This is a genomic window from Streptomyces sp. NBC_01017 (genome assembly GCF_045162795.1).
In the GTDB taxonomy this organism is placed as follows: Bacteria; Actinomycetota; Actinomycetes; order Streptomycetales; family Streptomycetaceae; genus Streptomyces; species Streptomyces machairae.
Genome location: NZ_CP108683.1, coordinates 4,981,395 through 4,995,553, shown reverse-complemented (window position 1 = coordinate 4,995,553; position 14,159 = coordinate 4,981,395). Strand labels below are relative to the sequence as shown.

General features: G+C 69.3%; 12 protein-coding genes. 8 read left to right on the top strand and 4 right to left on the bottom strand.

Features of this window, described 5'->3' with window-relative positions:
* Nucleotides 1-1,422, bottom strand: coding sequence for a glutamate decarboxylase (locus OG331_RS22625; RefSeq protein WP_406199033.1), 1,422 nt, complete (start codon nucleotides 1,420-1,422; stop codon nucleotides 1-3).
* 88 nt (nucleotides 1,423-1,510) lie between these two features.
* On the opposite strand from OG331_RS22625, the gene OG331_RS22620 reads away from it, so the two are divergent.
* A complete protein-coding gene (locus OG331_RS22620; protein ID WP_406199031.1) occupies nucleotides 1,511-2,272 on the top strand; it encodes a MerR family transcriptional regulator in 762 nt (253 codons plus the stop codon).
* 25 nt (nucleotides 2,273-2,297) lie between these two features.
* Here OG331_RS22620 and OG331_RS22615 read toward each other — a convergent pair whose 3' ends face one another.
* Nucleotides 2,298-2,663: a YbjQ family protein gene (locus OG331_RS22615; protein WP_406199028.1), complete on the bottom strand. Its 366-nt coding sequence runs from the start codon at nucleotides 2,661-2,663 to the stop codon at nucleotides 2,298-2,300.
* A 133-nt stretch (nucleotides 2,664-2,796) separates the two neighbouring features.
* Here OG331_RS22615 and OG331_RS22610 point away from each other — a divergent pair, with 133 nt between their 5' ends.
* A complete protein-coding gene (locus tag OG331_RS22610; protein ID WP_406199026.1) occupies nucleotides 2,797-3,723 on the top strand; it encodes a DedA family protein in 927 nt (308 codons plus the stop codon).
* 39 nt (nucleotides 3,724-3,762) lie between these two features.
* Here the strand turns inward: OG331_RS22610 and OG331_RS22605 are convergent, their stop codons facing one another.
* Nucleotides 3,763-5,394: a threonine/serine exporter ThrE family protein gene (locus OG331_RS22605; RefSeq protein WP_406199024.1), complete on the bottom strand. Its 1,632-nt coding sequence runs from the start codon at nucleotides 5,392-5,394 to the stop codon at nucleotides 3,763-3,765.
* Nucleotides 5,395-5,512: 118 nt separating this feature from the next.
* On the bottom strand, nucleotides 5,513-6,004 hold the full coding sequence (locus OG331_RS22600; RefSeq protein ID WP_164425123.1) for an inorganic diphosphatase: 492 nt from the start codon (nucleotides 6,002-6,004) through the stop codon (nucleotides 5,513-5,515).
* Between the two features lie 79 nt (nucleotides 6,005-6,083).
* Between OG331_RS22600 and dacB the strand changes: the two genes are divergently transcribed.
* From dacB to folE, 6 genes are all read left to right on the top strand, one after another.
* Nucleotides 6,084-7,721, top strand: coding sequence for a D-alanyl-D-alanine carboxypeptidase/D-alanyl-D-alanine-endopeptidase (dacB, locus tag OG331_RS22595; protein WP_406199022.1), 1,638 nt, complete (start codon nucleotides 6,084-6,086; stop codon nucleotides 7,719-7,721).
* 102 nt (nucleotides 7,722-7,823) lie between these two features.
* Nucleotides 7,824-8,948, top strand: a complete 1,125-nt coding sequence (locus tag OG331_RS22590) for a zinc-dependent metalloprotease (RefSeq protein WP_362383936.1) — start codon at nucleotides 7,824-7,826, stop codon at nucleotides 8,946-8,948.
* 211 nt (nucleotides 8,949-9,159) lie between these two features.
* Nucleotides 9,160-10,350, top strand: coding sequence for a tRNA lysidine(34) synthetase TilS (tilS, locus tag OG331_RS22585; RefSeq protein ID WP_406199019.1), 1,191 nt, complete (start codon nucleotides 9,160-9,162; stop codon nucleotides 10,348-10,350).
* Nucleotides 10,351-10,436: 86 nt separating this feature from the next.
* Entirely contained in the window at nucleotides 10,437-10,997 is a 561-nt protein-coding gene (gene hpt / locus OG331_RS22580; RefSeq protein WP_328884372.1) for a hypoxanthine phosphoribosyltransferase, read from the top strand.
* Nucleotides 10,998-11,204: 207 nt separating this feature from the next.
* Nucleotides 11,205-13,244, top strand: a complete 2,040-nt coding sequence (gene ftsH, locus OG331_RS22575) for an ATP-dependent zinc metalloprotease FtsH (RefSeq protein ID WP_328884371.1) — start codon at nucleotides 11,205-11,207, stop codon at nucleotides 13,242-13,244.
* Between the two features lie 144 nt (nucleotides 13,245-13,388).
* Complete coding sequence (gene folE, locus OG331_RS22570; RefSeq protein WP_406199017.1) at nucleotides 13,389-13,994, top strand: GTP cyclohydrolase I FolE; 606 nt, start codon at nucleotides 13,389-13,391, stop codon at nucleotides 13,992-13,994.
* Nucleotides 13,995-14,159 lie beyond the last annotated feature (165 nt).

Here is a 14,159-nt window from a genome sequence, read left to right as displayed (position 1 = left end):
CTAGTGGTGGAACCCGGTGGCCGCCCCCCTGTCCTGTGTCAGGGGGTGCGGCTGCCGGCGCAGCTCCGGCAGCAACTGGGTCAGGTCCTGCACGAACAGCTCGGCGAGGTCCTCGGAGAAGCCGTTGCGGCACACCACCCGCAGGACGGACAGGTCCTCGCGGTTCGGCGGGAAGGTGTACGCCGGGACCAGCCAGCCCTTCTCGCGCAGCCGCCGGGACACGTCGAACACGTCGTACGCCCGGACGTCCGGGGCCGTCGTGCAGGCGAAGACGGGCAGCTGGTCGCCCCGGGTCAGCAGCCGGAAGTCGCCCAGCTTCTCCATGCCCTCGGCGACCTTCCCGGCCACGTCCCGCGAGGCCTGCTGCACGGCCCGGTACCCTTCCCGCCCCAGCCGCAGGAACGAGTAGTACTGCGCCACGACCTGGGCGCCCGGCCGGGAGAAGTTGAGCGCGAAGGTCGGCATGTCGCCGCCCAGGTAGTTCACCCGGAAGACCAGCTCCTCGGGCAGCGACTCGCGGTCCCGCCACAGCGCCCAGCCGACGCCCGGGTAGACGAGCCCGTACTTGTGCCCCGAGGTGTTGATCGACGTGACCCTCGGCAGCCGGAAGTCCCAGACCAGGTCCTCGTCCAGGAAGGGCGCGACCATGGCGCCGGACGCGCCGTCGACGTGCACCGGGACGTCGAGCCCCGTGCGCTCCTGGAGGGCGTCCAGGGCGGCGCACAGCTCCGCGATCGGCTCGTACGAACCGTCGAAGGTCGAGCCCAGGATTCCGACGACCCCGATGGTGTTCTCGTCGCACAGCTCGGCCGCCGCCTGCGGGTCCAGATGGAACCGTTCGCCCTCCATCGGGACCAGGCGGGGCTCCACCTCCCAGAAGTTGCAGAACTTGTCCCAGCAGACCTGGACGTTGATGCCCATCACCAGGTTGGGGCGCGCGCCGGGGTAGCGGTCGGCGTTGCGCTGCGCCCAGCGCCGTTTGAGCGCCATACCGGCGAGCATGCACGCCTCGCTGGACCCGGTGGTGGAGCAGCCGACGGCCACCGAGGGATCGGGCGCATGCCACAGATCGGCGAGGATCGCCACGCAGCGCCGCTCCAGCTCGGCGGTGCGCGGGTACTCGTCCTTGTCGATCATGTTCTTGTCCCGGCACTCCGCCATCAGCACCCCGGCCTGCGGCTCCATCCAGGTCGTGACGAAGGTGGCCAGGTTGAGCCGGGAGTTGCCGTCCAGCATCAGCTCGTCGTGCACCACCTGGTACGCCGTCGCCGGCGGCAGGGGAGCGTCGGGCAGCCGGTGCGTGGGCGGCGCCTCGGTCATGCCGCTGACCGGATTCGTCTCCCCGTAGAAGGGGTTGACCGCGAGCCTGCGCCCGCCGCCCTTGTCGTCCGGTGCTTCGCTGTTCCCACGATGCAGTGGCATGTATTCGACGGTAGGTCCGGGCCGCCGGGCTTGCACCTCACGCCGCGTGAGGACTCATCGTGGAGTGCGTACCGAGAAGGGAGCGGAAGTGAGCTACTCCGTGGGACAGGTCGCCGGCTTCGCCGCAGTGACGGTGCGCACCCTGCACCACTACGACGACATCGGCCTGCTCGTGCCCAGCGAGCGCAGCCACGCGGGCCACCGGCGTTACAGCGACGCCGACCTCGACCGGCTGCAGCAGATCCTGTTCTACCGGGAGCTCGGTTTCCCGCTCGAGGAGGTCGCCGCCCTGCTCGACGACCCGGACGCGGACCCGCGCGCACACCTGCGCCGGCAGCACGAGCTGCTGACCGCCCGGATCGAGAAGCTGCAGAAGATGGCGGCGGCCGTGGAGCACGCCATGGAGGCACGCAAGATGGGCATCAATCTCACGCCGGAGGAGAAGTTCGAGGTGTTCGGGGACTTCGACCCGGACCAGTACGAGGAGGAGGTGCAGGAGCGCTGGGGCAGCACCGACGCCTATCGGCAGTCACAGCAGCGCGCCGCCTCGTACACCAAGGAGGACTGGCAGCGGATCCAGCGCGAGGCCGACGAGCTCAGCCGCCGCTTCGTCGCGCTCATGGAGGCCGGTGAGCCGGCCGACTCCGAGGCGGCCATGGACGCCGCCGAGGAGCACCGCCGGGGGATCGCCCGCAACCACTACGACTGCGGGCACGAGATGCACGCCTGCCTCGGCGAGATGTACGTCTCCGACGAGCGGTTCACCCAGAACATCGACAAGGCCAAGCCGGGCCTCGCGGTCTACCTCAGGGACGCGATCCTCGCCAACGCCGCCCGGCACTCCTCCTAGGCTCCTGGCCCGGAACCCGTACGGGTCACTCCCGGGCCAGGACCACCGCCGTCCCGTAGGCACACACCTCGGTGCCCACGTCCGCCGCCTCCGACACGTCGAACCGGAACGCCAGGACGCCGTTCCCCCCACGCGCGCGTGCCTGCTCGACGAGTCGCAGCATGGCTTGGTTCCGGGTCTCCACGAGGGTCTTGGTGAGCCCCTTGAGTTCACCGCCGACCAGCGACTTCAGTCCGGCGCCGATCTGGCTGCCCACGTGCCGGGAGCGCACGGTCAGCCCGAAGACTTCACCCAGAACCGAGGTGACCCGATAGCCGGGAATGTCATTGGTGGTCACTACCAGAACGTCGGGCTGTGGCTCCTGCCCGCCGCCGTACTCTTCGATGCCCATGAATCACAGCTTTGTCCCAGCAGGGGCACAGTGCATCCTGAGGGGGTCCATGGAACCTGGGCGGCCAGTGCAGCGTTGATAATTTGAGCACCCAGCTTCGCCTCCGCCCCCTCCCCGCAGGAGCCACAATCCCGTGACCACGCTTGCGCTCGGCCCCGAGTGGCTCAGCCCGGACTATCTGATCGAGACGTTCAGCCTCCCCGGCATCCTGCTGATCGTCTTCGCCGAGTCCGGCCTCTTCGCGTTCCTGCCCGGGGACTCCCTGCTGTTCACGGCGGGCCTCTTCGTTGCCGAGGGGAACTACATCAGCCAGCCGCTGTGGCTGGTGTGCACCCTGATCGTGCTGGCCGCCGTCATCGGCGACCAGGTGGGGTACATGATCGGCAAGTTCTTCGGCCCGAAGCTCTTCAACCGGCCCAACTCCAAGCTCTTCAAACAGGAGAACCTGGAGAAGGCCCACGAGTTCATGGAGAAGTACGGCCCGAAGGCGATCGTCCTCGCCCGCTTCGTGCCGATCGTGCGCACCTTCGCCCCGATCGTGGCGGGCGCCGGCCGGATGCAGTACCGCACGTTCCTCACGTACAACGTCATCGGCGGTATCGCCTGGGGCACCGGCGTCACCCTCGCGGGCTACTGGCTCGGCCAGATCGACTTCATCAACAAGAACGTCGAAGCGATCCTCGTCCTGATCGTGTTCGTCTCCGTGGTCCCGATCATCATCGAGTACCTGCGGGAGCGCGCCAAGAAGAAGCGCGCGGCGGCCCAGGCTCCGGCCGCACCGGCCCAGCAGTCCCAGCAGGCCCCGATGATGGACGACGCGACGACCCAGCTCCGCCGCGTCCCCTCCGAGGACGAGCAGTACGGCAACCAGGGCCAGCAGCAGTACGGCAACCAGGGCCGGCAGCAGTACGACTACGACCAGCAGTACTACGGCCAACAGCAGCCGCAGCAGCAGCCCCAACAGCAGCCGTACGCCCAGCAGTACCCCCAGGGCTACGGCCAGCAGCAGCCGTACGGCGGCCAGCAGAACCAGCAGTACCCGCCGAACCAGGGTTACTGAAGCGCCCCTTCAGGCGGAGACAATCGAGCTGCCAGGCGCTCAGAACCCTCGAGTCCGCTTGGCAGCTCGCCGCTTCTCCGGCGACCCGATCCGCAGGAACAACCGGGAGATCTCCGACCCGAGGTTGACCCCGATCGCAATGGCCATGGCCAGGGAAGCCGCCGTGGCCAAGGACACCAGCCCCTCGTCGATATCGTTCTGCGCGATCGCCAACAGCCCGAAGTACGTGGCGGAACCCGGCAACAGGGGCCCGATCGCCGCAGTCGTGTACGGCAACGCGGACGCGAACCGGTACCGCGCCATCAACTGCCCGAACAGCCCCACGAGCCCGGCAGCGACGGCCGTGGAGGCAACCGGCGAGAACCCACCGGCGTAGTGCATCGCGCCGTAGACAACCCAGGCGACACCCCCGTTGAGGGTCACCGCGAGCACCGTGGTCCGTTCCTGCTGGAGCAGCACGGCGAAGGTCAGCGACAGCAGCATCGACGCGGCGATCTGCCAGTACGGCCGGTCGGAGGCGAGCAGCGCCTCGTCCGGGGTGAGCTTGGCACCCAGGTTCACGCCGAAGTACAGGATCACCAGCACGCCGACGACGATGCCGACGAAGAAGTACATGACCTCCAGCAGCCGCGCGGCCGCGGTGATGTAGAAGCCGGTCAGCCCGTCCTGCACGCCCGCTACCAGCGCCCGTCCGGGCAGCAGCGCGAACAGCCCACCGGTGATGACCGCGGACGCCTTCACGTCGACGTGCCCCAGCGTCAGCGCGACCCCTATGGCGGCCGGCGGCATCGCGGCCACCGTGAACTGGTAGAACTCGGGCAGCCCTCGCCCCGCGCACAGCCACGCCAGCCGGTCGCCGAGCATCGCGCCGAACATGGCCGCGATGAAGACGATCAGGTCACCGCCGACCAGCACCGAGGCCGCGCCCGCGAGCAGACCGCTCGCCGAGGTCAGCACCCAGGTCGGGTACGGGTGCCGGTTGCGGCGTATCTCCGCGAGCCGCCCGTAGGCCTCCTCCAGGGAGATGTGGCTCTCCGGGTCGCTGAGGTCGTCGACGAGCTGGTACACGGCGGCCAGACGCGTGTAGTCGGTGCCGCGCCGCCGCACCGTACGCGACGCCGTCACCGGATCGTCCACCAGCGATGGCTGGTACGAGATCGACAGCAGCGTGAAGGTGACGTTCGGCTCGCAGCGGTCCAGGCCGTAGGAACGGCAGACCGCGAACATCGCGGCCTCCACGTCCTCCGCGCCCTCACCGCCCGCCAGCAGCAGTTCGCCGATACGCAGGGTCAGGTCGAGCACGCGCGGGACGGCCGGGCCCTCGTCCTCCGCCCGCGGCATCCGCTCCGGCGCGGGCCGCTCGGCGACCGGCATACGCAGCATCGTGCGCATCCGGTCCTGCCAGGGCAGGTCCTTGGTCAGGCTTATCCGCGGTATGCCGCCGGCCGGGGTGAACGCGGGCGGGGCGTCCTCGACGGTGTAGCCGCTGGGCGCGGTGAACGCCGAGCCCTCGGGCTCGTGGAGCGGCGGCTGCAGCACGTCCAGCCCCTTGGGCAGGGCGAACTCGGACGTGGTCTCCGACTCGCTGTCGCCCACCTCGATCCCGGCGGGAGGCGTGAAGGCCATCCTCGCCTCGTCCGACTGGGGCTTGCGGTCCTCCGCGTCCGTCACCTGCGCAGCACTCCCTGTACGACACCTCCTGCCGCTCTCAGTATGCGCACAGACACGCGAACGGGCTGCACGCGCACGCGTGCAGCCCGTTCACTTGTGGCTCAGAGGTGCCGGTGGCTCAGTGGCCGCCCTGGTCCTTGAAGCGCTTGTAGGACCGCTCGATCTCGGCCTCGGCGTCGGTGCGGCCCACCCAGTCGGCGCCCTCGACGGACTTGCCGGGCTCCAGGTCCTTGTAGACCTCGAAGAAGTGCTGGATCTCCAGGCGGTCGAACTCGGAGACGTGGTGGATGTCACGCAGGTGCTCCTGGCGCGGGTCCGTCGCCGGCACGCACAGCAGCTTGTCGTCGCCGCCCGCCTCGTCCGTCATCCGGAACATGCCGATCGCGCGGCACTTGATGAGGCAGCCCGGGAAGGTCGGCTCGTCCAGGATGACAAGCGCGTCCAGCGGGTCGCCGTCCTCGCCGAGGGTGTTCTCGACGAAGCCGTAGTCGGTCGGGTAGGCGGTCGAGGTGAAGAGTCGACGGTCCAGGCGGATCCGACCGGTCTCGTGGTCCACCTCGTACTTGTTCCGCGAACCCTTCGGAATCTCGATCGTGACGTCGAACTCCACCGGTGGCTCCTCCATGATCAGCACATAGTTCTGGTGGTTAAGTGTCCCTCACGCAGGTGTGTGATCGCGAAAGGGGCTGGTGGTCGTGCCAGAGCTGAGGCCTTGGCGAGCCGCGAGACCGCATGTGACGCGGGTCGCGGGCGCCGTTCGACCGCGTCTGGCACGGGCCGCGGACGCCGTACGCCCACGTCTCGCACGCGCCGCGACGGCCGTGAAACCGCAGGTCACACGGCTCGCGCGAGCCGTATCACCGCAGGCCGTGCGGAGCCGCAAGCCGAAGACCTGGCAGTACACCGCGGGCGCCGCCACCGCCGGACTGGCACTGGCCGCCGGAGTGGTGACCGCCGCCGGCCCCTGGGACTCCACCGGTCAGCGTACGGCCGAGCGGGAGTGGGCGGCCGCCCAGGAGCGCACGGGTGGCGCAGATCACGGTCGTCGTACTGATACGTCCGGTTCATCCGAGGCGGCGGGCGAGGCGCCCCGTCCCGCCCCCTCCGCGGGCTCCGTCCTGACCGGCCTCGGCGGCGGCGTCGGCACCGTGAATTCGGTCCCGGACAGCAGGGCTCTCAGCGATCTCCTGGGACCCCTCCTGGACGTCCCGGAGCTCGGCACGCGCAGGTCGGCGGCGATCGTGGACGTGGCCAGCGGCAAGCGCCTCTTCGGCGTCGGAGCCGGCGAGCCCCTCACGCCCGCCTCGACGACGAAGATCGCCACCGCCGCGGCCGCCCTCACCGCGCTCGGCCCCGACCACCGCCTCACGACCCGCACCGCCCTCGAACCCGACACCAAGGAACTCGTCCTGGTCGGCGGCGGCGACCCCACCCTGACGGCCCGCAAGGATGCCGGCGGGTGGGCGAGCCTGCGCGAGCTGGCCGACGCGACCGCAAAGGCCCTGAAAAAGCGTGACGTACGCGAGGTCACTCTCTCGTATGACAAAACGCTCTACGCGGGCCCCGAACTGCACCCCATCGGAGAGGACGGCAACCTCGCCCCGGTCAGCGCCCTCATGGCCGACGAGGCCCGCCCGAACGACTCCACCAGCGGGCCGGTGACCCGGGCCGAGGACCCGGCGACGGACGCGGCGACCAAGTTCGCCTCCTTCCTCGCCGACCGCGGCATCAAGACGACGTCCCCCGGCCCGTCCAAGGCCACGAACCGGGCAGAGGCCCTCGCCGCGGTCTCCTCGCCCCCGCTCTCCTCCCTGGTCGAGCGCATGCTCACCAACAGCGACAACGACATCGCCGAGGCCCTGGCCCGCCACACGGCCGTGGCGAGCGGCAAGCGCGCCGACTTCAACGGCGGCGGGCAGGCGATCGCGGCCCAGCTGAAGGAGCTCGGACTGCCGGTGTCCGGCGTCTCCTTCAAGGACGGCAGCGGCCTCAACCGCGACGACAAACTCACGGCGGACCTGCTCACGTCCCTCCTGGCCAAGGCGGCCGACCCGGCCCACCCGCACCTGCGCGCGGCTCTGACCGGCCTCCCGGTGGCCGGCTTCACCGGCACCCTGAGCAGCCGCTACACCGACGGCGCGGCCGGCATCGTCCGAGCCAAGACAGGCACCCTGACCGGCGTCAACGCCCTGGCCGGCACGGTCGTCGACCAGGACGGCCACCTGCTGGCCTTCGCCTTCCTCGCAACGAACACGACGAACAAGGAAGCGGCCCAGTCGGCCCTGGACAGAACGGCAACGGCACTGGCGGCCTGCGGCTGCGGTTAGGCACCTGAGGGTGCCGTCCACCTCGCGTCCGCCCCTGCCGACCCCGCCCCCGCAAATCCCCACGGCCTGCCCCAAGTGGGAACGCTCACGTACGGTTGACACATGACGAGCATCGGTGGTGCCGAGATGGTCGACTGGAATCTCGCGGTGGCGACCGCGACCCGGCTCGTGCGGCCGGGCCCCGAGGTGAGCCGAGACGAGGCCAGGGCCGTCGTCGCCGAGCTGCGCCGACATGCCAAGGCCTCGGAGGAACACGTCCGGGCCTTCACCCGTATGGGCACGGAGGACACCCACGACACCCCCGTCCTGGTGGTCGACCGCCCCGGCTGGGTGCGGGCGAACGTGGCCGGGTTCCGCGCGATCCTCAAGCCCCTGCTCGACAAGATGCAGGAGCGCCGCAGCAGCAGCCCCGGCGGCGCGGTCATGGGCGCCGTCGGCGGCAAGGTAACCGGCGTCGAACTCGGCATGCTGCTGTCCTTCCTGGCCTCCCGGGTCCTCGGCCAGTACGAGACCTTCGCCCCGGCCACCCGCGAACTCCCGGCGGGAGAGAACGGCGCCGGCCGACTGCTGCTCGTCGCCCCGAACATCGTCCACGTGGAGCGCGAACTCGACGTACAGCCCCACGACTTCCGCCTGTGGGTGTGCCTGCACGAGGAGACGCACCGCACGCAGTTCAGCGCCGTGCCGTGGCTGCGGGACCACCTGGAGGGCGAAATCCAGTCTTTCTTGGGGGAGACGGATGTCGACCCCATGACCGTCCTGGAGCGCATCCGCGAGGCCGCGCAGTCGCTCGCCGGCGGCCGGCCCGAGGCCGAGGAGGACGACGGCGGACGCTCGTTCGTCGAACTGGTGCAGACCCCGGCCCAGCGCGAGATCCTCGGCCGGCTCACCGCGGTGATGTCGCTCCTGGAGGGCCACGCCGACTTCGTGATGGACGGAGTCGGGCCCCAGGTCGTGCCGACCGTCGCCGAAATCCGCGAGAAGTTCCAGCAGCGGCGCGCCAAGGGCGCCTCCCGACTGGACATCGCCCTGCGCAAACTGCTGGGCCTGGACGCCAAACTGCGGCAGTACCGCGACGGCGAACGCTTCGTACGGGCCGTCCACGACCAGGTCGGCATGGACGGCTTCAACCGCGTGTGGACGTCCCCCAACACCCTCCCGACCAAGGCGGAGATCGCCAAACCGGCGGACTGGATCGCGCGGGTGCATCGCAAGGCGGAGTCGTGAATCGCGCGCCGAGTCGTGCATCTCATACGAAGGTCGTGAACCGAATCCGGCCGACGGCAGGCGAACGCCCCTGTAATCACCCGTCCGAGGGACCGTGAGCCATGGGTAGGCGTGCAATGCTCGGGGAACGGCCCGTCTCTGTCACCATCTACACACTCTGAGTGACCGAGCTCGGGCTCACCCCCCGAAAACTTCATGAAGGGAACCGGACATGGGTCCCCATCCTGCGGTCGCGGCGATACGCCTGGCGGTCCGCCGCGTCCTCCACGACATCCTGACCGAACACAGCCGCACCACCGACGCCCTCACCCCCGGCAGTCGACGCGCGACCTCGTACGAGATCCCGCACATGTCGCTGCCCCCGGCGCCGTACGTGACGTCGACCGGCGCAGTGCCCGCCGCCCACGACACGGCGCGCGAACCGTCGTACGCGCTCCCCGGCCGGGCCCCGCAGGAGCCCCCGCGCACCACCCCGCACGAGCGACCCCCCTCCCCGCTCGTGCTCGTGGCATGCTCCGGCGGCGCCGACTCCATGGCCCTCGCCTCCGCCCTCGCCTTCGAGGCCCCCAAACTCGGCATCCGCGCCGGTGGCATCACCGTCGACCACGGTCTGCAGCCCGGCTCCGACCTGCGCGCCGACGAAGTCGTCCTGCGCATGCGCGAACTCGGCCTCGAACCGGTCGAGTCCATCGCCGTGACCGTCGGCCGCTCCGGCGGACCCGAGGCCGCCGCCCGTGACGCCCGCTACGCCGCCCTCGACGACGCTGCCGTACGCCACGGCGCCATCGCCGTCCTGCTCGGCCACACCCGGGACGACCAGGCCGAAACCGTCCTGCTCGGCCTCGCCCGAGGCTCCGGCATCCGCTCCCTGTCCGGAATGGCCGCGGTCTCGGGGGCCGGCGGCCGATACCGCCGCCCCTTCCTCGGGCTCGACCGGCAGACCGCGCGCAAGGCCTGCATGGTCCAGTCCCTGCCGGTCTGGGACGACCCGCACAACGCCGACCCGGCATACACGCGCTCGCGCCTGCGCCAAGAGGGCCTGCCCGCCCTGGAGAAGGCGCTCGGCAAGGGCGTCGTCGAGGCGCTCGCCCGTACGGCCCAGCTCTCCCGCGACGACGCCGACGCGCTCGACGCCTGGGCCGGCCAGGCCGAGGCCGCCGTACGCGACGCGACCGGCCTCCTGGAGTGCGCCAAGCTGTACGCGCTGCCGCCCGCCGTACGCCGCCGGATCCTGCGCCGCGCCGCCATCGAGGCCGGTGCGCCCGCCGGTGCGCTGTTCGCCCGCCACATCGAGGAAGTCGACCGTCTGATCACCGGCTGGCGCGGACAGGGAGCCATCAATCTCCCCGGCAAAGTCGTCGCCCAGCGCCAGGGTGGCAGACTGGTGATTCGGCAAGGCTGATTCCCGACCCCTCCGCGAACACGCCGGAGGGGCCGGCCGAGCCAATCAAGCCGAGCCAACCAATGCGGGACGACCGACCGAAAGTGATGCGGGTGGACGCGAAAGACATGGGTGCCGATCTCCAGCGGGTGCTCATCACCAAGGAAGAGATCGACGCGAAGCTGGCCGAGCTGGCCGCGAAGATCGACGCGGAGTACGCGGGCAAGGACCTGCTCATCGTCGGAGTCCTCAAGGGCGCGGTGATGGTGATGGCCGACCTCGCGCGGGCGCTGTCCACCCCCGTCACCATGGACTGGATGGCCGTGTCGTCGTACGGCGCCGGCACCCAGTCCTCCGGTGTCGTGCGGATCCTCAAGGACCTCGACACCGACATCAAGGGCAGGCACGTCCTCATCGTCGAGGACATCATCGATTCCGGTCTGACGCTGTCCTGGCTGCTGTCCAACCTCGGCTCGCGCGAGCCCGAGTCGCTCAAGGTGTGCACGCTGCTGCGCAAGCCGGACGCCGCGAAGGTCGCCATCGACGTGGAGTGGGTCGGCTTCGACATCCCCAACGAGTTCGTCGTCGGCTACGGCCTCGACTACGCCGAGAAGTACCGCAACCTCCCGTTCGTCGGTACGCTCGCGCCCCACGTATACGGCGGCTGAGTCCGGCGGTTCGCGCTCGCGGACCCGAAGGGCCCAACACCCGTACGAAGATCGGGAACCCCGGCGGGCCTCGCGCCGTTGGAGCATGCAGACGGGCTTACCGGCCGTCCCGTGCGGCTACGGGCGACGAAGCTGGGGTACCGTCAGAAGAACTGTCTTATCAAACTCACTATGGCAGGAGGGACGGGGCGACACCGCTCCGTATGGATGGACGTGAAGCGATACTTCCGTGGGCCGGTCATGTGGATCGTGCTGGCCGTCCTTGCCGTGGTCGTGTTGATGCAGGTCGTCGGCTCGTCCGGCGGCTACAAGACGGTGGACACCGGCCAGGTCGTCCAGGCGATCAACGAGAACAAGGTCGAGTCGGCCAAACTGACAACCGGCGACGAGCAGATCATCAAGGTCCAGCTCAAGGACGGCGAAAAGGTCGAGGACGCCACCAAGATCCAGGCGAGCTATATCGGCGACCAAGGCGTGGACATCGCCAACACGCTGCAGAACAAGTACCAGCAGAAGCAGATCCCGGACGGCTACACGGTCTCGCCGTCCAAGCAGAACCCGTTCGTCGGCATCCTGCTCTCCCTGCTTCCCTTCGTCCTGATCGTGGTCGTCTTCCTGTTCCTGATGAATCAGATGCAGGGCGGCGGCTCCCGGGTCATGAACTTCGGCAAGTCCAAGGCGAAGCTCATCACCAAGGACACCCCGAAGACGACGTTCTCGGACGTCGCCGGCTCGGACGAGGCGGTCGAGGAACTCCAGGAGATCAAGGAGTTCCTGCAGGAACCGGCGAAGTTCCAGGCCGTCGGGGCGAAGATCCCCAAGGGCGTACTGCTGTACGGCCCGCCCGGCACCGGTAAGACCCTGCTCGCGCGCGCCGTCGCGGGCGAGGCGGGTGTGCCCTTCTACTCGATCTCCGGTTCCGACTTCGTCGAGATGTTCGTCGGTGTCGGTGCCTCCCGAGTCCGTGACCTGTTCGAGCAGGCCAAGGCGAACGCCCCGGCGATCGTCTTCGTCGACGAGATCGACGCGGTCGGCCGTCACCGCGGTGCCGGCCTCGGCGGCGGTCACGACGAGCGCGAGCAGACCCTGAACCAGCTGCTCGTCGAGATGGACGGCTTCGACGTCAAGGGCGGCGTGATCCTCATCGCCGCGACGAACCGTCCCGACATCCTCGACCCGGCCCTCCTGCGGCCCGGCCGCTTCGACCGCCAGATCGCGGTCGACCGCCCGGACATGCAGGGCCGTCTGGAGATCCTCAAGGTTCACCAGAAGGGCAAGCCGGTCGCCCCGGACGTCGACCTGTCGGCAGTCTCCCGCCGCACGCCGGGCTTCACCGGCGCGGACCTGAGCAACGTCCTCAACGAGGCGGCGCTCCTGACGGCCCGCAGCGACCGGAAGCTGATCGACAACCAGATGCTCGACGAGGCCATCGACCGCGTCGTGGCGGGCCCGCAGAAGCGGACCCGGATCATGTCGGACAAGGAAAAGAAGATCACCGCGTACCACGAGGGCGGACACGCCCTGGTCGCGGCGGCTTCCCCGAACTCCGATCCGGTCCACAAGATCACGATCCTCTCCAGAGGCCGTGCTCTCGGCTACACGATGGTCCTGCCGGAGGAGGACAAGTACTCCACGACCCGCAACGAGATGCTGGACCAGCTGGCCTACATGCTGGGCGGCCGTGCGGCCGAGGAGCTTGTCTTCCACGACCCGACCACGGGCGCGGCGAACGACATCGAGAAGGCCACGACCACGGCCCGCGCGATGGTCACGCAGTACGGCATGACCGAGCGCCTCGGTGCCATCAAGTTCGGCGGCGACAACACCGAGCCGTTCCTCGGACGTGAGATGGCTCACCAGCGCGACTACTCGGAAGAGGTCGCCGCGTTGGTGGACGAGGAAGTCAAGAAGCTCATCGAGAACGCGCACAACGAGGCCTGGGAGATCCTGGTCGAGAACCGCGACGTCCTCGACAACCTGGTGCTTCAGCTGCTGGAGAGGGAGACGCTGGGCAAGGAGGAGATCGCCGAGATCTTCGCCCCCATCGTCAAGCGTCCGCCCCGGCCCGCCTGGACCGGTTCCTCCCGCCGCACGCCGTCCACCCGTCCGCCGGTGCTCTCCCCGAAGGAGCTCGCACTGACGAACGGCGCCAACGGCGCGACGCCGGCAATCACCACCGCCAAGGCGACGGCGACGGAGCCCACCCCGGCGGCCGAACCGGCCCCCGAGGAGCGTCCGGAGAGCTGACGCCGCCCAGGCCCTGGTGACCACACCAGGCCCGGAATGAATGCCGCGCCCCCCAGGTTCTAGCCTGGGGGGCGCGGCATTTTCGTATGCCGGCAGTTCAGACGCGTGACCCACACGCGCCCCCGCAAAGGATCGAGGCACCACATGACCGACCCCGTGACGCTGGACGGCGAGGGCCGCGTCGGCGAGTTCGACGAGAAGCGCGCCGAGAACGCCGTGCGCGAGCTGCTGATCGCGGTCGGGGAGGACCCGGACCGGGAGGGGCTACGGGAGACGCCGGGGCGGGTGGCGCGGGCCTATCGGGAGCTTTTGGCTGGACACACGCAGCAGCCCGAGGATGTCCTGACGACTACGTTCGATATCGGGCATGACGAGATGGTCCTGGTCAAGGACATTGAAATCGTATCTTTGTGTGAACATCACATGTTGCCGTTCCATGGCGTAGCTCACATCGGGTATATCCCGGCGGAAAGCGGCAAGATCACGGGCCTGTCGAAGCTGGCGAGGCTTGTCGAGGTGTTCGCCCGCCGCCTTCAGGTGCAGGAACGGCTCACCACGCAGGTCGCCGACTCACTCATGAAGATCCTTGAGGCGCGTGGGGTGATCGTCGTTATCGAGGCCGAGCACATGTGTATGTCGGTGCGCGGTATCCGCAAGCCTGGTGCCAAGACCACGACGTCGGCGGTCCGTGGGCAGCTTCGGGATGCTACGACCCGGGCCGAGGCAATGAGCCTGATACTGGCTCGCTGACCGCGCTTACAGGCGCGGAATGTCCGGGTGGGCAGCCGACTCTGGACGCTGGACGGAGAGCGCACGGTCCAGACGACGGTCACTCAGTGGTGGCGGTCAAGGTCCGCGAGGTCGTGGATGTCGTGACCGACCATGTGTCGTTCACCGTGGCGGCTGACCATCAAA

Bases quoted from the DNA above. Each gene is read 5' to 3' on its own strand.
- tilS (WP_406199019.1), top strand. From the start codon at position 9,160: ATGGGTCCCCATCCTGCGGTCGCGGCGATACGCCTGGCGGTCCGCCGC.
- ftsH (WP_328884371.1), top strand. From the start codon at position 11,205: ATGGACGTGAAGCGATACTTCCGTGGGCCGGTCATGTGGATCGTGCTG.
- OG331_RS22615 (WP_406199028.1), bottom strand. From the start codon at position 2,663: ATGGGCATCGAAGAGTACGGCGGCGGGCAGGAGCCACAGCCCGACGTT.
- OG331_RS22590 (WP_362383936.1), top strand. From the start codon at position 7,824: ATGACGAGCATCGGTGGTGCCGAGATGGTCGACTGGAATCTCGCGGTG.
- OG331_RS22625 (WP_406199033.1), bottom strand. From the start codon at position 1,422: ATGCCACTGCATCGTGGGAACAGCGAAGCACCGGACGACAAGGGCGGC.
- folE (WP_406199017.1), top strand. From the start codon at position 13,389: ATGACCGACCCCGTGACGCTGGACGGCGAGGGCCGCGTCGGCGAGTTC.
- hpt (WP_328884372.1), top strand. From the start codon at position 10,437: ATGCGGGTGGACGCGAAAGACATGGGTGCCGATCTCCAGCGGGTGCTC.